The organism is Blastococcus sp. TF02-09 (assembly GCF_003319105.1).
In the GTDB taxonomy this organism is placed as follows: Bacteria; Actinomycetota; Actinomycetes; order Mycobacteriales; family Geodermatophilaceae; genus Blastococcus.
This window is the reverse complement of the sequence record NZ_QOHH01000003.1, coordinates 437947-456749: the sequence shown is the minus strand read 5'-3', so window position 1 is coordinate 456749 and position 18803 is coordinate 437947. Positions and strand designations below refer to the sequence as shown.

At 73.7% G+C, this 18803-nt stretch carries 22 protein-coding genes; 6 read left to right on the top strand and 16 right to left on the bottom strand.

The features are described 5' to 3' along the window. Position 1: 1 nt before the first annotated feature. The 5 genes from DQ239_RS07210 to DQ239_RS07190 form a co-directional block, all read right to left on the bottom strand. Entirely contained in the window at positions 2-1087 is a 1086-nt protein-coding gene (locus tag DQ239_RS07210) for an acyl-CoA dehydrogenase family protein (protein ID WP_158544796.1), read from the bottom strand. Between the two features lie 29 nt (positions 1088-1116). Beyond that, positions 1117-2298 carry an acyl-CoA dehydrogenase family protein gene (locus DQ239_RS07205; RefSeq protein ID WP_113833696.1) on the bottom strand — a complete coding sequence of 394 codons (1182 nt, stop codon included), beginning with the start codon at positions 2296-2298 and terminating at the stop codon, positions 1117-1119. A 111-nt stretch (positions 2299-2409) separates the two neighbouring features. Then, complete coding sequence (locus tag DQ239_RS07200) at positions 2410-3033, bottom strand: TetR family transcriptional regulator (RefSeq protein WP_113833695.1); 624 nt, start codon at positions 3031-3033, stop codon at positions 2410-2412. After that, the gene (locus DQ239_RS07195) at positions 3030-4187 is read right to left on the bottom strand and encodes a thiolase (protein WP_113833694.1); all 1158 of its coding nucleotides are present in this window, start codon (positions 4185-4187) and stop codon (positions 3030-3032) included. The genes DQ239_RS07200 and DQ239_RS07195 overlap by 4 nt, the downstream gene beginning before the upstream one ends. Continuing rightward, positions 4184-4588 (bottom strand): OB-fold domain-containing protein, encoded by a 405-nt coding sequence (locus tag DQ239_RS07190; protein ID WP_113833693.1) that lies wholly within the window; start codon positions 4586-4588, stop codon positions 4184-4186. Before DQ239_RS07190 ends, DQ239_RS07195 begins: the two co-directional genes overlap by 4 nt. A 116-nt stretch (positions 4589-4704) precedes the next feature. On the opposite strand from DQ239_RS07190, the gene DQ239_RS07185 reads away from it, so the two are divergent. Then, positions 4705-5763 carry a TIGR03617 family F420-dependent LLM class oxidoreductase gene (locus DQ239_RS07185; RefSeq protein ID WP_113833692.1) on the top strand — a complete coding sequence of 353 codons (1059 nt, stop codon included), beginning with the start codon at positions 4705-4707 and terminating at the stop codon, positions 5761-5763. Here DQ239_RS07185 and DQ239_RS07180 read toward each other — a convergent pair. Beyond that, on the bottom strand, positions 5711-6655 hold the full coding sequence (locus DQ239_RS07180; RefSeq protein WP_199582730.1) for a pirin family protein: 945 nt from the start codon (positions 6653-6655) through the stop codon (positions 5711-5713). The genes DQ239_RS07185 and DQ239_RS07180 overlap by 53 nt on opposite strands. A gap of 31 nt (positions 6656-6686) precedes the next feature. After that, positions 6687-7532 (bottom strand): SMP-30/gluconolactonase/LRE family protein, encoded by an 846-nt coding sequence (locus DQ239_RS07175; protein WP_113833690.1) that lies wholly within the window; start codon positions 7530-7532, stop codon positions 6687-6689. Between the two features lie 55 nt (positions 7533-7587). On the opposite strand from DQ239_RS07175, the gene cobU reads away from it, so the two are divergent. Continuing rightward, positions 7588-8133 carry a bifunctional adenosylcobinamide kinase/adenosylcobinamide-phosphate guanylyltransferase gene (gene cobU / locus DQ239_RS07170; protein ID WP_233488863.1) on the top strand — a complete coding sequence of 182 codons (546 nt, stop codon included), beginning with the start codon at positions 7588-7590 and terminating at the stop codon, positions 8131-8133. Positions 8134-8144: 11 nt separating this feature from the next. Here cobU and DQ239_RS07165 read toward each other — a convergent pair whose 3' ends face one another. The 3 genes from DQ239_RS07165 to DQ239_RS07150 form a co-directional block, all read right to left on the bottom strand. Next, positions 8145-8927 (bottom strand): alpha/beta hydrolase, encoded by a 783-nt coding sequence (locus DQ239_RS07165; RefSeq protein ID WP_113833689.1) that lies wholly within the window; start codon positions 8925-8927, stop codon positions 8145-8147. Positions 8928-8931: 4 nt separating this feature from the next. Continuing rightward, the gene (locus DQ239_RS07160) at positions 8932-9237 is read right to left on the bottom strand and encodes a hypothetical protein (RefSeq protein ID WP_113833688.1); all 306 of its coding nucleotides are present in this window, start codon (positions 9235-9237) and stop codon (positions 8932-8934) included. A gap of 435 nt (positions 9238-9672) precedes the next feature. Then, positions 9673-10872 carry an acyl-CoA dehydrogenase family protein gene (locus DQ239_RS07150; RefSeq protein WP_113833686.1) on the bottom strand — a complete coding sequence of 400 codons (1200 nt, stop codon included), beginning with the start codon at positions 10870-10872 and terminating at the stop codon, positions 9673-9675. Positions 10873-10899: 27 nt separating this feature from the next. Here DQ239_RS07150 and DQ239_RS07145 point away from each other — a divergent pair, with 27 nt between their 5' ends. Both DQ239_RS07145 and DQ239_RS07140 read left to right on the top strand, forming a co-directional pair. Next, positions 10900-12042: a glycerate kinase gene (locus DQ239_RS07145; RefSeq protein WP_199582729.1), complete on the top strand. Its 1143-nt coding sequence runs from the start codon at positions 10900-10902 to the stop codon at positions 12040-12042. A gap of 11 nt (positions 12043-12053) precedes the next feature. Then, positions 12054-13079 (top strand): potassium channel family protein, encoded by a 1026-nt coding sequence (locus tag DQ239_RS07140; RefSeq protein ID WP_113833685.1) that lies wholly within the window; start codon positions 12054-12056, stop codon positions 13077-13079. Positions 13080-13081: 2 nt separating this feature from the next. On the opposite strand, the gene DQ239_RS21170 is transcribed toward DQ239_RS07140, so the two are convergent. From DQ239_RS21170 to DQ239_RS07130, 3 genes are read right to left on the bottom strand one after another with little or no spacing between them, the layout of a single operon-like run. Beyond that, positions 13082-13216, bottom strand: coding sequence for a hypothetical protein (locus DQ239_RS21170; RefSeq protein ID WP_255411201.1), 135 nt, complete (start codon positions 13214-13216; stop codon positions 13082-13084). A gap of 51 nt (positions 13217-13267) precedes the next feature. Beyond that, positions 13268-13696, bottom strand: coding sequence for a hypothetical protein (locus tag DQ239_RS07135; RefSeq protein WP_113833684.1), 429 nt, complete (start codon positions 13694-13696; stop codon positions 13268-13270). Then, on the bottom strand, positions 13686-13877 hold the full coding sequence (locus DQ239_RS07130) for a helix-turn-helix transcriptional regulator (protein ID WP_113833683.1): 192 nt from the start codon (positions 13875-13877) through the stop codon (positions 13686-13688). Before DQ239_RS07130 ends, DQ239_RS07135 begins: the two co-directional genes overlap by 11 nt. A 90-nt stretch (positions 13878-13967) precedes the next feature. Here DQ239_RS07130 and DQ239_RS07125 point away from each other — a divergent pair, with 90 nt between their 5' ends. Both DQ239_RS07125 and DQ239_RS07120 read left to right on the top strand, forming a co-directional pair. Further along, positions 13968-14342 (top strand): metalloregulator ArsR/SmtB family transcription factor, encoded by a 375-nt coding sequence (locus DQ239_RS07125; protein ID WP_233488861.1) that lies wholly within the window; start codon positions 13968-13970, stop codon positions 14340-14342. Beyond that, positions 14339-14926, top strand: a complete 588-nt coding sequence (locus tag DQ239_RS07120; protein ID WP_113833681.1) for an isoprenylcysteine carboxylmethyltransferase family protein — start codon at positions 14339-14341, stop codon at positions 14924-14926. Before DQ239_RS07125 ends, DQ239_RS07120 begins: the two co-directional genes overlap by 4 nt. Before the next feature lies 1 nt (position 14927). Here DQ239_RS07120 and DQ239_RS07115 read toward each other — a convergent pair whose 3' ends face one another. The 3 genes from DQ239_RS07115 to DQ239_RS07105 form a co-directional block, all read right to left on the bottom strand. Further along, positions 14928-16106 carry a serine/threonine-protein kinase gene (locus DQ239_RS07115; protein ID WP_113833680.1) on the bottom strand — a complete coding sequence of 393 codons (1179 nt, stop codon included), beginning with the start codon at positions 16104-16106 and terminating at the stop codon, positions 14928-14930. Positions 16107-16317: 211 nt separating this feature from the next. Then, the gene (locus tag DQ239_RS07110; RefSeq protein ID WP_113833679.1) at positions 16318-17157 is read right to left on the bottom strand and encodes a hypothetical protein; all 840 of its coding nucleotides are present in this window, start codon (positions 17155-17157) and stop codon (positions 16318-16320) included. Further along, on the bottom strand, positions 17154-18800 hold the full coding sequence (locus DQ239_RS07105; protein ID WP_113833678.1) for an AMP-binding protein: 1647 nt from the start codon (positions 18798-18800) through the stop codon (positions 17154-17156). The genes DQ239_RS07110 and DQ239_RS07105 overlap by 4 nt, the downstream gene beginning before the upstream one ends. Positions 18801-18803: the final 3 nt, after the last annotated feature.

The window sequence follows — 18803 nt, the reverse complement described above, 5'->3', positions numbered from 1 at the left end:
CTCAGATCCCCAGCTTCTCGGCGATGCGGTCCTGCTGGAACGCCGGACCGCCGAGCAGCACGTTGCCGGTGATCGCGTTGCGGTAGTACAGGTGCGCGTCGTGCTCCCAGGTGAAGCCGATACCGCCGTGCAGCAGCATCGTCTGCTTGGCCGCCTCGACGTACCCGCTGGAGGCGAGGTGCCGGGCCGCGGCCGCGTCGAGCGAGGCCGTCGCGGCGCCCTCGGCCAGTGACTCCGACGCCCTGCGGACGGCGGCGTCGGTCAGGGCCCAGTCGGTGTAGATGTTCGCGAGCGGGTGCTTGACGCCCTGGTAGATGCCGATCGGCTGGCCGAAGCTGTAGCGGATCTTCGCGTACTCGGTCGTCATGTCCAGGCACGCCTTGGTGGCGGCGGCCTGCTCGGCGGCCAGCACCAGGTTGGCCACGTCGAGCACCGTGTCCAGGGCCGCCGCGGCGTCCCCGGCGAGCAGGCGGCCGGGCGTGTTCTCCAGGGCGACGGTCGCGACGCCCTGGGTCAGGTCCAGGCCCTCGACCGGCGTCACGGTGAGGCCCGGGGCGTCCTTCTCCACCAGGAAGATCCCGTCGGCGGTGCTGACGAGCAGGACGTCGGCCTCGGCGGCGTTCAGCACGCCGGTCTTCGTGCCGGTGAGCGCCCCGTCGGCGACGGAGACCGACGAGCCGCCGGACGCCCAGCCCCGGCTGCCCTCGCTGACCGCGAGCGTGCCGATGGCCGTGCCCTCGGCGAAGCGGGGCAGCCACTCGCGCCGCGCGTCCTTGTCGTCCAGCGCCAGCAGCGTGCCGGCGGCCAGGACGCTGGTCGCCAGCAGCGGCGTCGGCACCAGTCCCGCGCCGAGCGCGCGCACGGCCACCACGAGGTCGGACCACGACGCGCCGGCGCCGCCGTACTCCTCGGGGATGGCCAGCCCGGCGACGCCGATCTCCTGGCTCAGCCGCCGCCAGACGGCCGGGTCGAAGGAGGCCTCCGACCTGATCGTCTCGCGGACGGCGGACATCGGCGCCTGGCCGGCCACGAAGCGCGCCACGCTGCTCGCCAGGTCGCGCTGGTCGTCGGTGTCGATGAGGGTCACGTCGCTTGCTCCTCGGGCGGGCGCGGCGGTCACTTGGACAGCTTCAGCTGGTTGAAGGGGATGTTCTTGTCCACGCCGGCGTCCTTGGGTAGACCCAGGACGCGCTCGGCGATGATGTTGCGCTGGATCTCGTTGGAGCCACCGGCCGTCGCGTAGCCCGGAGCGGCCAGGATCGCCCGGGTGAGGGGGAGGGTGTCCGGGGTCTGCAGCGCCAGCTCCTCGGCGAAGACCTCCTGGACGAGGTCGGAGACCCACAGCGGGAAGACCGCGCCGGCGAGCTTGGCGGCCGAGCCGCGGGCACCGATGGGCAGGCCGGCCTTGGCCTCCTGGTGCAGCACCGCGCTGTAGGAGCGCATGGCGCTCTCCTTGGCGTAGACCCGGGCGAGCGTCCGGCGCGCCGAGGGGTCGGAGTCCAGGCCCCGTGCGCGGACCAGCTCGACCAGCGCGTCGTAGCCCAGCGGGTTGGCCCGCGCGCGGACGCCGGTGCCGATCGTGACCCGCTCGTAGCGCAGCATCGCCACGGCGACGGCCCAGCCGTTGTTGACCTCGCCGATCACCGCGTCGTCGGGCACGTGGACGTCGTCGAAGAACACCTCGTTGAACGGGGCGTCGCCGGTGGCCACGACCAGCGGGCGCACCGTGACGCCGGGGTGGTGCAGGTCGACGATGAACATCGTGATGCCCTGGTGCTTGGGTCGCGTCGGGTCGGTGCGGACCAGCACGGCGCCGAAGTTGCTGAACTGCGCGCCCGACGTCCACACCTTCTGGCCGTTGATCAGCCAGCCGTCCTCGACCTTCACCGCGGAGGTCTGCAGGCTCGCCACGTCCGACCCGCCGCTGGGCTCGGAGAACAGCTGGCTCCAGATCTCGTCGCCGCGCAGCATCGGCGGGATGTAGCGCTTCTTCTGCTCCTCGGTGCCGAACTCGAGCAGCGTCGGCGCGGGCATGCCCAGCCCGATGACGAACGGGCCGACCGGCATCCGGAAGTCGGCGGCCACCTCGTTGAACGCGAGCTGCTCGGCGGTGCCCAGGCCCTGGCCGCCGTACTCCGTCGGCCAGGTGATGCCGGCGAGGCCCGCCTCCCACAGCCCCTTCTGGAACGCCTTGGACTCCTCGAGCGTCGCGGAGCTGCCCTGCGAGTTCTCGTCGAACGGCTTGGCGTTCTGCTGGAGCCAGGCCAGCGCCTTGGCCCGGAACTCTTCGGTCGACATGCGGTGGGGCCTTCCTGCCGGAACGGGAGCACTGATAGAACGCGTTCTACCTGCGAGTGTGGCCATCGTCATACCGGGCTCCGAGGACTGTCAAGGAGTCCGCGGCGGCGGTCAGGTGAGCAGCTTCTCGGCGGCCAGCCGGATGCGCTGGACGGCGGCGTCGGCGGTCAGCCGGCCGTTGAGCCAGTCGATCGTGCCGCCGATCCAGAGCGACTCGACCATCTGCAGCGCGAGCCGCTGAGCCTCCGTCGGCTCGTGGTCCCGGCCCCACGCGGCGCGGGCGGCGATGTCGACGAGCGTGTAGTCGGTGCCGATGGGGGCCTGCGCCGACTCGTGCGCGCCGAACGGGGCGGGGGACTGGCGGACCGACAGGGCGGCGTGCGCGAACCCGGGGTCGTTGCGCATCGCCTGCAGCGCGCGGGCGAACACCTCGCCGGCACGCCGTTCCGGCGTCGTCGCCCGGGGCGGCCGGGTGCGGACGTCGTCGTCGAGCTTGCCCATCTCGGACCGGACGGCCGCGAGGAGGAGCTCGTTCTTCGAGGGGTAGTAGCGGTACAGCGTCGCGAGGGCGACCCCGGCGATCCGGGCCACCTCGCGCATCTGGACCGCCTCGTACCCGCCCTGGCCGGCCAGCTCGATCGCCGCCCGGACGATCCGGTCCGTGCGCGCGGCCTGGGCCTCCGAGGTGCGCCCCGCGAGGCGGTCCTCGACCAGCTCGGCGTCCGGGGCCGTCATGGCCTGCGGTTGGACAGCACGAGGCTCCCCGCGGCGGCGAAGAACATGCCGACGCCCTGCACGAAGCTGATCCCGACGTCGGGCACCTGCGCGAACGCCTCGCCGCGCAGCTGGCGCACCGCCTCCTGGATGGCGAACATGCCGTACATCCCGGTGTGCGTGTACGACAGCCCGCCGCCGTTGGTGTTCATGGGCAGCCGGCCGCCCTTCCCGGTGTGGCCCTCGGCGACGAAGTCGCGCGACTCGCCCCGCCCGACGAACCCGATGTCCTCGAGCATGTACAGCGGCAGGTGGGCGAACGCGTCGTAGGCCATGAGGTGGTCGACGTCGGCGTGCCCGATGCCGGCGGTGGCCAGGGCCTCGGCACTGGCCAGCTGGAAGGCCCGGAACGACCCGGGGTCGGCCATCTGCGACACCATCGGCGCCCCGGCGGACTCGCCCGAGCCCAGCAGGTAGACGGCGCGGTCGCCCGCGGGGAGGTCGGCGGCCCGCTCGGCGCTGGTGAGCACCAGTGCCCCGCCGCCGTCGGTGACGACGCAGCACATGTCCTTGGAGAACGGCCAGGCCACGGGGGGCTGCTCCAGCACCGCCTCGACCGTGGTCGGGGTGCGCCGGGACGCCCGCGGGTTGCCGACCGCCCACTCGCGCTGGGCGACGACGACCTGCGCCAGCGCCTCGCGCTCGAAGCCGCGCTCCTGCAGGAAGTGCAGGGCCGGGACGGTGAACGTCGAGTACGGGGCCTGCGCGCCGTAGACGGCCTCGAACTGGCCCTGCGGCGACGAGGGGTTCGGCCCGCGGCCGGCCATGCCCACCCGCGACCGTCCCGACTCGCCGTGCGTCACCAGCACGACGTCGGCGGCTCCCGCGGCGATGGCGGCCGCGGCGTGGCGGACGTGCAGCAGGAAGCTGCAGCCGCCGACCATCGTGCCGTCGAGCCAGCGGGGCGTGATGCCGAGGTGGTGGGACACCTCCATCGCGAGCGGCCCGGCGGTGGCGATGCCGTCGACGTCCTTGACGGTCAGGCCGGCGTCGGCGAGCGCGTTGCGCGCGGCGTCGGCGTGCAGGTTGAGCATGGAGACGCCGGGCAGGCTGCCGATCTCCGTGGTCTCGGCGGCGCCGACGACGGCGATGTCGCCACCGTGCATGGAGGTCATCGCGGCGCCTCCGCCGGGGTGAAGACCGGGATCGCGAACTCGCCGCGCTGCTCGAAGGTCACCTGCAGCTGCAGGCCGAGGGGCAGGTTATCGGGCAGCGGCTCGACCCCGACGACGTTGGTCATCATCCGCGGGCCCTCCTCGAGCTGGACGAGGGCGACCACCTGCGGCTCCTCGACCGGCGGGAACGGCCGGTGGTTGATCACGTAGGAGACGAGCGTCGCCCGGCCGCCGGCCACCCTCCACTCCACCGCGTCCGAGCCGCACCGGGGGCAGAAGGGGCGCGGGTAGAAGTAGTGCTCGCCGCAGCTGGTGCACTGCTGGACGCGCAGCTCGCCGGCCGCCGCACCCTCCCAGTACGGGGCGGTATCCGGCGTGGGGACGGGTGTTGGCCCGGGCATCGGCCGTCCTTTCGGCGAGCGCAACGAGAACAGGTTCTCGCGAAGCATCCGGGCTGCCGTCGGCGCCTGTCAATCGCCCTTGTAGTCGTCGTCACCACGCCGTAGAACCTGTTCTCATGCGCATCGGTTACGGGCTGCGCGGCGCGGCCGGGGAGATCGCGGCCGAGGCGGCGCGGGCCAGGGAGCTGGGCTTCGACGCGCTCTCCACCTCGGAGGTCGCGAACGATCCGTTCCTGCCGCTGGCCGTCGCCGCCGGGTCGGCGGGGGAGATGCGGCTGGAGACCCACATCGCCGTGGCGTTCGCCCGCAGCCCCATGGTCACCGCGAACGCCGCGCACTACCTGCACCTGCTCTCCGGCGGGCGGGCGGTGCTCGGGCTGGGGACGCAGATCAAGCCGCACATCACGCGGCGGTTCGACATGCCGTGGAGCAGCCGGCCGGCGGCGCAGATGCGCGACTACCTGGGCGCCCTGCACGCCATCTGGGCGGACTGGAACGACGGTGTGCAGCTCGCCTTCCGCAGCGAGCACTACACCCACGCCCTGATGGCCGACATGTTCCGGCCGGAGCCGTCGCCGAGCGCACCGGAGGTGCACCTGGCCGCCGTCGGTCCGGTCATGACGCGGCTGGCCGGTGAGCTCGCCGACGGGTTGATCCCGCACGCGTTCAGCACGCCGGAGTGGTTCTCCGAGGTCACCCTCCCGGCGCTGCACGAGGGCCTGGAGAGGTCGGGCAGGGAGCGCGCCGACGTCGTCGTGCACTGCCCGGGCTTCGTCGTCGTCACCGGGGAGGAGGGGGCCGGCGAGCAGGAGACGCTGGCCGTGCGGAGGCAGATCGCGTTCTACGGGTCCACGCCCGCGTACGCCGACGTGCTGCGCCGGGCCGGGCGGGGCGAGCTGCACGACCGGCTGCACGCGCTGTCCATCGGCAGCGACCCCGACCGCTGGGCGCGGATGGGCGACCTCGTCGACGACGAGCTGCTGGGTGCCTTCGCCGTCATCGGGCCCCTCGGGCAGGTCGCCGAGGAGCTCGGCCGGCGCTACGGCGACACGATCGACCAGGTGCACGTCGTCCCACCCGAGGGCACCACGCGCGAGGCGCTCGCCGGGTTCCGCGACCGGCTCAGCCCCAGGCGCTCGGGTCCTGAGACGCCGGGGGCGCCATCCGGGGCTTGAGCCGGGCGGTGGGCAGCGGAGGCGCGGGCAGCCGCTGCACCTGCCCGCCGTACCCCTCGACCTGCCCGAAGCGGGACGAGCCGGACTCCCAGTCCGCGCGGTAGCCGGCGATCTCGTCGTGGGTGCGCCCGATGAAGTTCCACCACATCACCACCGGCTCGCGGAACGGCTCCCCGCCCAGCAGCACGACCCGTGCGGCCTGCTCCCCGGGGTTGGTGAGCGCCAGCTGCCGGCGCCCGGGCGCGGTGTAGCCGAGCTCCGCACGGCCCAGCTCCACGCCGTCGAGCACGACCGGCCCCAGGTCCACCAGCACCCCGTGCTCGAACCCGGGCGAGACGTCGAGCACCAGCTCGGCCCCGGGGTCGAGCACCACCTCGGCCCCCAGCAGGGGAGTGTGGGTGGGCACGGGGGACGTCGATCCGGCCAGCGTGCCCAGCAGCACGCGGACGGTCGCGCCGTCGAGCGCCACCACCTCGGGCACGTGGTGCACGAAGGACCGCGGCAGGTGGCGGGCGGCGTCGGGCAGCGCCGTCCACAGCTGGACGCCGTGCAGCGTGCCGGTGTCCGGCGTGGACACCTCCGAGTGCGCGACGCCCGAGCCCCCGGTCATGAGGTTCAGCTCGCCCGGCCGGACGATCGCGTGCGCGCCGGTGGTGTCGCGGTGCTCGATCTCGCCGCTGAACAGCCAGCTGACCGTCTGCAGGCCGGTGTGCGGGTGCGGCGGGACGTCCATGCCGCCGGTGGTGGCGACGTCGTCGGGGCCGTAGTGGTCGGCGAAGCACCAGGCCCCGACCAGGGACCGGGTCCGCTGCGGCAGCGTGCGGCGCACCGTCATCGCCCGCGGCCCGCCCAGGGGGACCTCCCGGCTGGTGACCACCTGGACGTCGCTCACGCGGACCAGCCTGGCACAACCCGGCGACGGATCAGCCCGCGAACTCCCGCACCGGCCGGCCGCGCACGCCGACGTCGGCCCGGAACAGCGAGCCGGCCAGCGGGTCCTCGCCCGGCGGCGCCTTCTCCCGCGACGTGGTGATGAACAGCTGGTCGAGGTCCGGGCCGCCGAACGTGCAGGCGGTGACCATGCCGACGGGCACCTCCACCACCTCGTCGTGCACGCCGTCGGGCGTCAGGTGCCACACCTCGCCCCGGTCGGCCAGGGCCACCCACAGCCCGCCGTCGGCGTCGACGGTGAGCCCGTCGGGCAGGCCGCCGTCCGGGATGGTGGCGAACGGGCGCCGCCCGTGCAGCCCGCGGTCCGGGTCCCAGTCGAAGACGTCGACGCGGTGCGTGGCGGTGTCGTCGTAGTAGGCGCGGGAGCCGTCGGGACTCCACTCCAGGCCGTTGGAGACGGTCACTCCCTCGAGCACCGTGGTGGTGCTGCCGTCGGGGGTCAGGCGGTACAGGGCCGCGGCGCCGGGGCGCTGGTCGTAGGCCATCGAGCCGCAGAGGAAGTTCCCGTCAGGGTCGCAGCCGCCCTCGTTCATCCGCACGCCCTCGTCGTCCCACAGCGGGGGCAGGCGGGTGAGCCTGCCGTCGGGGTCCTCCAGCGCGAAGCCGCGCTCGATCCCGAGGACGGCGCCACCGCCCCGCCGGGGCCGCACCGCCGCGACGACCGCGCTGACCGACCGACGCCGCACCGAGCCGTCCGGGGCGAGCGAGAGGACGTCGCCGGCGAGCATGTCCACCCAGCGCAGCCCGCCCCACGACGGCGACCAGACCGGCCCCTCGCCGTGGTACGCCACCGGGTCGGTCACCTGCTGCGCACGCATCCGCCGTCCATGCCCCCGGCGGAAACCCGGCGAACCCGCGCGGCACACTCGGCGCGTGCTGCTCCGCCGTCCCCGCCGCGTCCTGGTCCTCGGGGGAGCGCGCTCGGGCAAGTCCTCCTACGCCGAGCGCCTGCTGGCCCGCGAGCGGGTCGTCGAGTACCTGGCCTGCGGTCGTCCGCCCACCGCGGACGACCCCGAGTGGGCCGACCGGGTCGCGCTGCACCGCGCCCGCCGGCCTGCGTCCTGGCGAACCGTGGAGACCCTCGACCTGGCCGGTGTGCTGGGCCGCCCGGGCCCGCCGGTGCTCGTCGACTGCCTGACCACGTGGCTCGCCGGCACGATGGACGCCTACGGGGTGTGGGAGGACCGTCCCGGCGCCGACGACCGGCTGGCCGCCGCCGTCGACGACCTGCTGGCGGCCTGGTCGTCCACCCGGCGGCGGGTGGTCGCGGTCAGCAACGAGGTGGGCGGCGGCATCGTGCCGGCCACCGCGTCGGGACGGCGGTTCCGCGACGAGATGGGGATGCTCAACACCCGCGTGGCGGCCGCCGCGCAGCGGGTGGAGCTGGTGACGGCGGGACTGCCCCAGCGGCTGCGCTGAGGCCGGCCCGCTCAGTCCTCCGTCGGGAACAGGGCGCCGAGGCCGAAGCGCGTGGGCCGCTGGAAGGGCTGCCAGTCGTGCCGCGGCTGGGCGAGCCGGTCGGCGATCACCCAGAGGACGGCCGGGTCGTGGCCCATGCCCAGGTGGCTGGCGTGCACGGCGACGTTCTCGCTGTGCGGACCCGGCTGCTGGCGGCAGGCGCGCCAGTCGACGACGCCGTCCCACCGCGAGTAGACGGCGGTGCTCGGTACCGGCAGAGGAGCGGCCGGCGAGCGGGTCGCGGAGAGCCGCCGGGTGCTGTGCGAGGCGGAGTAGCGGCGGTAGACCCGTCCGGCGGGGGAGTCGTCGGGACCGCCCGCGGCGAACGGGGATCCGAGCGAGATGACCTGCCGCACCTGGCGGGGTGCCTTCCGCGCGAGGCTCCGGGCGAAGATCCCGCCGAGGCTCTGGCCGACGATGCTCACCGCCGTCCCGTGCTCCGCGGCCAGGCGGTCGAGCGACCGGGGCAGCGCGTCGAGGACCTCCGCCGTCGGCCCGCGGTTGCGGCCCAGCTCCCACCCGACGACCGGGTAGCCCAGCCGCCGGAGCCATCCGCGCAGCACCCGGGTGGAGACGTCGGAGGCCATCAGGCCGGGCAGCACCAGCACCGGGTGCCCGTCGCCGCGCGGAGCCAGCTGCAGCAGCGGCAGGCCGGCGGCGAAGGCCCCGGCGCTGGCCAGGGCGCGGACCGGTTCGGTGACCCCCAGCAGGCCGGTGCGCCGGAGCCGGGGTGGCCGGGCGGGGAGATCGGCCATCGCGTCAGTCGGCCGTCGGGGGCAGGAGACGCGGGGCGAAGACCTCGTCGATCGGGCGGGGCCCGATGTACTGCCGGCAGGTGCAGGGCACCCAGCTGTGGCCCGACCACCGGCCGCGCTTGTCGTAGGTGTCGCGCCTGAGCTCGGCGTAGCAGGTGGCCGTGTCCCGGTCGTGCTGGCTGAGCGCGTGACCGCACCCGCACACCGGGGTGACCGGCGGGGGCGCGACGGACCGCCGGCGGCCGAGGCAGCCGGCGAGGAACCCGGACGCGAGGAGGGCGCCGCCCACCAGCAGGCTCACCGGATCCATGCGGCCACCCCCTCGTCTCGGCCCTCTCGACGGTAACGCGGCCCCGCCCCACCTCGCCTCCGGCAACACCCCGAGGACCACCCGGAGAACGATGCGGAACGGGTCTGTCGCACAACCCCGGCCGGTCGGGGTTGACCGGCTGTGGAACCGGGCACACCCGAACCCGTGGACACGTACGCCGTAGGGTTCGCCCGCCCGGATCGATGGTCCAGCGGTGCACCCACCGAACAAGCACATCCCTGGCACGCAGTCGAGGCGCACCGCGTACCCGCCGAGCTCGACGGGGAGATCGAGCTGGCCGTCTGCGGCGCGATCGTCCAGATCTGGGGCTCGCAGAGGTGGTCGCGGGTCGGTGCCGGGCGTACCGCCTGCCCCGAGTGCGCCCGGGTGACCGCGAAGGCGCTCGCCTCCGCACGCTGAGCGCCCCCGCCGCGGTCAGCGCTGCGGCTTGCGCCCGCTGATCGCCGACAGGCCGGTGATCTCCCGACCCACGATGAGGGCCTGCACCGAGTCGGTGCCCTCGAAGGTGAAGATCGCCTCCATGTCGGCGTGGTGCCGCGCGACGTGGTGGTCGAGCAGGATGCCGTCGCCGCCGAGGATGTCGCGGGCGTCGGCCACGATTGCGCGAGCCTTGGCCGCGCAGTTCATCTTGGCCAGCGAGGCCATCGCCGCCGTCATCCGGCCGGTGTCGGCGAGCGTCGACAGCCGCCAGCACATCAGCTGCATCGTGGTGATCTCGGCCAGCATCCGGGCCAGCTTGTCCTGCACGAGCTGGAACCCGGCGATCGGCTGGCCGAACTGCTCCCGCTGCAGGGCGTGGGCCAGCGCCAGCTCGTAGGAGGCCATCGCCACCCCGAGCGCCCGCCACGCGACGGTGTACCGGGTGCGGTCCAGCATCCGGGAGACGTCCTTGAACGAGTGGCACTCGGCGAGCTTGTTCTCCGCCGGCACCCGGACGTCGGTCAGCGTGATCTCGGCCTGCCAGACCGCTCGCAGCGCCGTCTTCCCGGTCATGACGGTCGCGTCGTAGCCGGCCAGCTCGCCGTCGCGGCCGCCGGTCTCGACGACGTAGCCGCCGACGGCGCCGTCCTCACCGCGCGCCCAGATGATCACGTAGTCGGCGATCGAGCCGTTGCCGATCCACTTCTTCCGGCCGTTCAGCACGAAGGAGTCACCGTCCCGCCGGGCGGAGGTCTCCAGGCCGACGGCGTCGGACCCGTGCTCGGGCTCGGTGAGGCCGAAGGCGCCGATCTTCTCCAGCCGGGCCATCTCCGGCAGCCAGCGCTCCCGCTGCTCCTCCGAGCCGAGGACGGCGATCGACTGCATGGCGAGGTAGCTGTGCACGCCGTTGAAGGTCCCGACGCTGCCGTCGGCGCGGGCGAACTCGGCGGCGACGAGGCCGGCGGCGACGTTGCTCATGCCCGGGCAGCCGTAGCCCTCGATCGTGCCGCCGACGACGCCGAGTCCGGCCAGCTTGGGCACGAGGTCGAACGGGAACTCCGCGCGGTCCCAGAACTCGTTGATGGTGGGGGTGACCTCCTCGGCGCAGAAGGCGCGGACCCGGTCGCGGATCGCGATGTCCTCCGGGTCCAGGAACTCGTCGACAAGGTAGAAGTCCGGGCTGGGAGCAGTCACCCGCGGGACGCTACGACGAGTGGGGGCATGCTGCTCGTCGTGCGCATGGTCGTGGCCCCCGACTCCTTCAAGGGCACCCTGCCCGCCGACGCCGCGGCCCAGGCGATCGCGGACGGCCTGGCCCGGGCGCTCCCGGACGCCGAGGCGGTGCTGCGCCCGCTCGCCGACGGGGGAGAGGGCACCGTCGCCGCCGCGCTCCGCGCCGGCTACCGGCGGCGGACGGCGCGGGTGACGGGGCCGGACGGTCGGCCCGTCGAGGCCGTGCGGGCGGTCCTCGGGACGACGACGGTGGTGGAGCTGGCCACCGCCGCGGGCCTGGGGCTGCTCGACCGGCCCGCGCCGCTGACCGCGACCACCCGGGGCGTCGGCGAGCTGGTGCGGCACGCCCTGGACGACGGCGCCCGGCGCGTGGTGCTGGGCATCGGCGGCAGCGCGACCACCGACGGCGGAGCCGGGATGCTGCAGGCACTGGGGCTGCGCCTGCTGGACGCGGACGGGCGTCACATCTCGCCCGGAGGAGGAGGGCTGCAGCAGCTCGACCGGGTCGACGCGACCGGCCTGGACCCGCGGCTGGCGCAGGTGGAGTTCGTCGTGGCCTCCGACGTCGACAACCCGCTGACCGGCCCGGCGGGGGCGGCGCACGTCTTCGCTCCGCAGAAAGGCGCCTCGGCCGACGACGTGGCGCTGCTCGACGCGGCACTCGCCCGCTGGGCCGCCGTCCTCACCCGGGACCTGGCCGTCGACGTGGCGACGACGCCCGGCGCCGGAGGAGCGGGCGGGACGGCGGCTGGCGCCCTCGCCGTGGGCGCGCGGATCGTCTCCGGTGCGGGGCTGGTGTGCGACCTGATCGGGCTCGACGACGCGCTGGCCGGGGCGGCGCTGGTGATCACCGGTGAGGGCTCGATGGACGAGCAGACGCTGCGGGGCAAGGCGCCGGTCGAGGTCGCGCGGCGGGCCGCCCGGGCGGGTGTGCCGTGCCTGGGCGTCGCGGGACGGGTGGCCCTCGGGCCGGACGCCCTGGCAGCGGCGGGCTTCGTCACCGCGCACGCGCTCACCGAGGTGGAGCCCGACGTCGGCCGCTGCCTCGCCGAGCCGGCGACGGTGCTGACGCGGCTGACCGAGCTCGTGCTGCGGAACGGCGGCTACCGTGCGCTGACCGTCCAGACCTAGCGGGGCCACCGGTGTACTTCCTGATCCAGCGCCTGTCGCGCTTCGCGCGGCTGCGGCTGCACGGGTGGCGGCTGCCGCTGAGCGTCGCCGCGCTGGTCTTCGTCACCAGCTGGCTGGCCATGGCGCTGGTCGAGCCTCCCGGCAGCGAGATCGTCCGGCCGGACACCTACTGGTGGTACTTCGTCATCACGTCGGCGACGGTCGGCTACGGCGACGTCTTCCCCGTCTCGACCGGCGGACGGATCGTCGGCTCGCTGGTCGTCGTCGGCGGGATCGTCACCCTCACGCTGCTGTTCACCCAGTTGGCCGACGCCCTGCAGTCAGTCCGCGGGCGTCGCACGAGAGGAGTGGTCGCGCTGGACCTGTCCGAGCACGTGGTGCTGATTGGCTACTGGCCCGGCCGCACCCAGCGGATCATCGCGGAGCTGACCGCCGAGGGCCGCAACCAGGTGGTCCTCTGCGCCTGGGACGACGTCGCCGAGAACCCGGTGCCCGACGAGCCGGCCGTGCACTACGTCCGCGGTGACCTGACCCGGGAGGACGTGATGGTCCGCGCCTGCGTCGACCGCGCGCGGACGGTCGTGATCGACGGCCGGGACGACAACGAGACCCTGGCGATCGCGGTGGCCGTCGACCACGCCCATCCCGCCGTCCACCTGGTCGCCGCCGTCCGGGACCTCGGCCGCCAGGAGAGCCTGCGCTACGTCAACCCCGGCGTGCAGGTGGTGCAGTGGCACATGCCCTTCCTGCTCACCGAGGAGGCGACCGACCCGGGGATCACCCAGGTCTACAACGACCTGATGAGCAGCAGCGGGCACGGCAACACCTACTCGGTGCGGGTGCCGGCGGGGTTCGGCCACGCCACCTTCGGCGAGTGCCAGACGTTCTTCGGCCGCACGTTCGGGGCGACCGTGCTGGCGTTGCGCGGCGAGGCGGGCCTGCGGGTCAGCCCGCCGTGGGACGAGCCGGTGCCGGCCGGCAGCACGCTGTACTACGTGGCTGCCGGCCGGATCGACGGGGCGCGGCTGGGCGCCTGACCTCAGGAGGGGTGGGCGCCGCCGACGGCCTCGTCCGTGGTGCCCTCCGGCTCGCTCTGCGCCTCGAGGTCGGCGGCCTGCTCCGGGGTCTCCTGCTCGAGGGCGATGTCGCGGGGCTGGGGCTCGGGAGTCGTCATGACCTCACCTTGACCCAGGACAGCGTCGTCAGCACGGCGAACGCCGGCCGGTCAGCTGCGCCGGGCGACCACCGCGAAGGCTGCGGCACCGACCCCGAGCTCGGCGAACAGCAGCAGGGCCAGGCTCATCTCGACGGAGGCGCCGAAGGCCACCGCGATCGCCGCGGCGGCGGTGAGCGGGAACGAGGCCAGGCCGAGCACGGCCAGCGCCCGGGTGAGGACGGCGTCGTCGCGCTCGTCGCCGGTCTGGCTCCACGCCCGCTCGAACGTCGTGACCCGGTCGGGCCGCCGGACCAGGCGCCAGCCCATGACCGCGGCGAGCACCAGGCCGACGGCGGCGCCCTGGAGGAGCCCGTTGCCCATGTTGCCCGGTCCGTGCTCACGCAGCAGCAGCCCGAGGGTGAGCACGACCGCGAGGGTGCCGCCGAGGACCAGCAGGGAGGTGGCGACCTGCGTGGCGGAGGGTCGGTCAGTCGACATGGAAGATCTCCTCGACGGGGCGGGCGAAGTGCCGGGCGATGGCGATGGCCAGGGGCAGCGAGGGGTCGTAGCGGCCGGTCTCGATGGAGTTCACCGTCTGCCGGGAGACCGCGAGCGTCTCGGCGAGCTCGCGCTGCGAGAGGCCGGCGGCGGTGCGCAGCGCCCTGACGTCGTTGTCCATCGTGTCAAGCGTGCTTAACTGCTGACCCCCGTGTCAAGCGTGCTTGTCATCCTCTTCCATAGCGCCGGTAGTCGTGGCTATCATCGCCGCATGACGATGAATGGTCTGAGCGCGCCCGAGGTGCGGGTGGACGAGCCGGCGGCGATGTCCGCGGCCGCGTGCATGTTCCGCAGCCTCGGTGATCCGACCCGGCTGGCGATCCTGCGGCACCTGGCGGCGGGTGAGCACAAGGTCGTCGACCTCACCGCGCACCTGGGGCTGGCGCAGTCCACGGTGTCCGCCCACCTCGCCTGCCTGCGCGACTGCGGCCTGGTCTCCTCGCGGCCGCAGGGCCGGGCCTCGATGTGGTCGCTGGCGCACTCCGCGGAGCTCATGGAGCTCCTGGCGTCCGCGGAGCGGCTGCTGGCCGCCACCGGCGACGCGGTGGCGCTGTGCCCGACCTACGGCGAGGCGGCGGCCCGATGACCGTCGCCGCCCTGGTCCTGTACGTCGGCGCGCTGGTCGTCCTGTTCGGCGTCCGCTCGTGGCTGCAGCTGCGCCGCACCGGCTCGGCGGGCTTCCGCGGCATCTCCGGGACGCCGGCCGACGCGGGGTGGTGGGGTGGCGTGCTGTTCGTCGTCGCGATCGTCCTGGGCCTCGCCGGGCCGCTGCTCGCGGTGGCCGACGTCGTGCCGGCGGACCCGCCCCTCGGGGTCCAGGTAGCCGGCCTCGTGCTGGCGCTGGTCGGGTTCGCCGCGACGCTCGCGGCCCAGACCGGGATGGGCGAGTCCTGGCGGATCGGCGTCGACACCGGCGAGCGCACCGACCTGGTGACCTCCGGGGTGTTCGCCCACGTCCGCAACCCGATCTTCACCACGATGGTGGTCGCCCAGCTCGGGATCGTGCTGATGGTCCCGACCTGGGTGAGCGCGGTCGCCCTGGTGGCGCTCGTCGTCGCGGTGCAGCTCCAGGTGCGCGCCGTGGAGGAGCCGTACCTGCGCGCTGTCCACGGGGACGCCTACCGCGACTACTCCGCCTCGACGGGCCGGTTCGTGCCGGGGATCGGCTGACTTAGGCGAGCAGGGCGCCGAGGGCGAGCACCACGCCGATGACCAGGAGCAGCAGCACCAGCACGGTGGTCACGACCGGGACGACGACCCAGCGGCGCTTGAACCGGAACCGGGGCTTCCTGCGGGTCGGGGGAGCGGGCGGGGCTTTCTGCACCGCGGGACGGGGCTCCCTGCGCTCGCGCCGGCTGCCGCGGAGGTGCCGGGCGTGGTCGCGGGCGTCGCGGGCCACCGAGCCCAGGAGCGCGCGGGACGCCGACGCCAGGGCCAGCAGGTCGGCCGCGTCGATCCGCTCCACCCGGTCGCCGGCGATGGGACCGGGTGCCGACGGCGGGGGAGGAGCGGCCGGCGCGTTCCCGGCCGCCACCGTGGCGAGCTGGGACCGGGCGACGGCCGCGGTGCTGCGCTGGCCGGGATCCTTCGTCAGCAGGCCGCGCAGCACCGGCTCGAGCGGTCCGGCGCGCAGCATCGGCGCCGGTGGCTCGGAGACGACACTCATCAACGTGGCCATCGAGTCGCCGCCGTCGAAGGGTGGGCGGCCCTCCACCGCCGCGTAGAGGGTGGCGCCCAGCGACCACAGGTCGGCCGCCGGGTGCGGCTCGTCACCGTGCGCCCGCTCGGGGGCCATGTAGGACGGCGAGCCGATCAGGGCGCCGCCGGACGTCAGACCGCGATCGCCGGTGGTGGTGGCGATCCCGAAGTCGGTGAGGCAGCCGGATCCGTCCGGTCCGACCAGGACGTTGGCCGGCTTCACGTCCCGGTGCACGATCCCGAGCGCGTGCGCGGCGACGAGCGCCTCGAGCACGTGCAGCCCGATGCGGGCCACCTCGGCCGGCGGCAGCGGTCCCTCCGCCTCGATGACCTGCTGGAGGCTGCGGGCGGCGACGTGCTTCATCACCAGCCAGGGCATGCCGCCTTCCTCGACGACGTCGTAGACGGTCGTGACGTGCGGGTGCTCGAGCCGTCCGGCCGCGCGCGCCTCGCGCATCGTGCGCTCGCGCAGGACGGCGCGCTCCTCCTCGGTGACGTGCAGCGGGAAGGTGACCTCCTTGACCGCCACCTGGCGTTCGAGGACGCGGTCGGTCGCCAGCCACACGGTGCCCATGCCGCCCCGGCCGAGCACCTCCCCGAGCGCGTACCGGCCGGCGACGACCCGTGTCTGGGGTCCTGTGTCAGCGCTCATGGGCGCGTCCGTACCCGGTGACGTCGGTCAGGATTCGCCGCTCTCAGGTTCGCGCTGCGCCTTCAGATATGTCTTCACCTCGCGGCGGTCTCCTGCTCCACGGCGATGTCGCCGGGCAGCAAGTGCTCCGGTGCGGCGGCGGTCATGGCGGGGAGCCTGTCGTGCATCTCGCCGACGAGGTGCGTTGTGACGCATGGGGGGCATCGGAGGGCTACTTCCAATCCGGATGGCGGACCCACTCCTCGCTGGAGAGCTCGTGGAACACGTCGACAGCGGCCTGCGCGTCTCCGACGGGTGTGCGATGCAGAAGGGCGAGGCCTGGCCCGTCAGGCCTGCGGGCAAAGCCTCGGGCGGCGAGTACCAGGCCCCAGACGCCGAGGTTCATCGGCAGGTACCACTCGCCGAAGCCGGGCGGCCCTGCGCCAGGGCGAAAGGGATCCAGCTCCGTGGCGCCCATGGTCGTTCCGTGCACCCATTGGGAGGAGACCATGTAACCCCAGTACAGCCGTTCCAGGTCGAGGTCTCGGAGCACGGAGACGACGCTGGGCGGACGAGGCAACCGCTCGTCCTGGTCTCCCCGGCCATAGGCCTTCCGGACGCGGGTGAGCCGGTCCCACCGTTCCTGCGCGAGGGAGCTCCACCGCCCAGCGCGTAGCTCCCACGTCCGTAGCCGGTCGGTGAGGCCGTCAGCCCAGCGCGCGTCGGACTCGAGCAGTTGCAGGTGCCGGATTTCTGTTTCTCCCCGTACGGCCAGGTGGCCCGGGGCGGCCTGGCCGACCAGCAGCCAATGGGTCATGAGCCCCGTCTCGAAGGCGCTGCGGCCCGCCGCGAATGCGGGCGGCAGGACATGTGGGTTCGCGCGGGCCATGGTCACGAGTCCATCCACGTGATCGGCGAGCACCCACATCCGCCGCAGTGCATCCGCCTCGTACTGCGTCACCACCTGCTGGCGCCACTCGTCGAGAGAACTGCGGAGCCAGAGGAGGCCGTGGGCGACGTCCTGGACCGCGGCCGTGAACCGGGTGAACTCGTCGGGTGCTTCCCTGGTCACCCCCTGAGCTCGCGGCGGAGGATCTTGCCGGTGACCGTCTTCGGCAGCTCCTCGAGCAGGACGACCGAGCGCGGGTACTTGTAGGCGGCCATCCGCTCCTTGCAGTGCGCGATGAGCTCCTCCTCGGTGGCCGAGGCGCCGGGCCTCAGGCTGACGAAGGCCTTGACCGTCTCACCGCGCTTCTCGTCAGGGACGCCGACCACCGCGGACTCCCGGACGGCGGGGTGCTCGGCGAGGACGTCCTCCACCTCGCGCGGCCAGACCTTGTAGCCCGACGCGTTGATCATGTCCTTCTTGCGGTCGACGATGAACACCCAGCCGTCGGGGTTCATGAAGCCCACGTCGCCGCTCTTGAGCGCCCCGCCGGGCAGGTTGGCCGCGGTCTCCTCGGGCTTGCCCCAGTAGCCGGCGACCACCTGCGGTCCGTCGGCGACGATCTCGCCGATCTCGCCCTGCGGCAGGTCCGTCCCGTCGTCGTCCTGGATCCGGACGATCGTGTTCGGCGCCGGCACCCCAACCGACAGCGCCCCGGACGTCGGGTCGACGGGGGAGGGCGAGCCGAACGGCGTGACGGTCATGGGCGACGTCGTCTCGGTCAGGCCGTAGGCGTTGTGCACCTGCTTGCCGGTGGCCTGCAGGAACCCCTTCTCGGCCGTCGGCGAGATCGCCGCCCCGCCGGAGTAGACCGACGTGAACGAGGCGAAGTGGTCCTTGGTGAAGCCCGGCGCGTTGAGCAGCGCGCTGAACGCGGTGATCGCGCCGATGGTGAACGCGGGCCGGTGCTCGAGGAAGGCGTCGAGCACCACCTGCGGCTCGAACCGGTAGGCGAGCACCAGCGGCGCCGGCACGAGCATGCTGACCGCGATGTGCCCGATCAGCCCGGTGATGTGGAACAGCGGCGCGATCCCGAAGATCGCGCCGTCCCGCCCGGCGTGCGTCCAGTCCCGGTAGACCTGTGCGGTGAAGACGACGTTCCGGTGGGTGTTCATTGCGCCCTTGGGCACCCCCGTCGTCCCCGACGTGTAGGTCAGGAAGGCGACGTCGTCCGGGCCCAGGTCGACCGGGGGCGGCGTCTGGCCGCGGTGCTCGGCGACGAACTCGGTGAAGTCCGTCGTCCCCTCGTGGCGCCGTCGCTCCATGCCGGCGAAGAGCCGCTCGTCGTTCCGCGTCTGGAACTCCAGCTCGCTGGTGGTGAGCACCAGCTTCACGTCGGTGTCGGGGACGACGTCCCTCGCGATCTCCTCGTAGAGCGTCTCCAGCGACACCAGCACCGTCGCCCCGGAGTCCTTGAGGAGGTAGGACAGCTCGCGCACCCGGCTCATCGGGTTGATCGACACCATGACGCCGCCGGCCTTCCAGGCGGCCACCATGGAGATGACGAACTGCGGCACGTTCTGCAGGTAGACCGCCAGCCGGTCGCCCGGGGAGAACCCGTTGGCGAGCAGCCCGGCGGCCAGCCCGTCGCTGAGCTCGTCCAGCTCCTGCCGGGTGATCACGCCGTCGAAGTAGCGCAGGGCGACCGCGGACGGGTCCTTCGCCACCCCGGCCCGGAACATGTCCAGGGCGTCGTCGAACTCGATGTCGTAGTCGGACGGCTGGTCCCCGTAGCGCGCCAGCCAGGGACGCTGGTCGTAGTCGCTCACCGG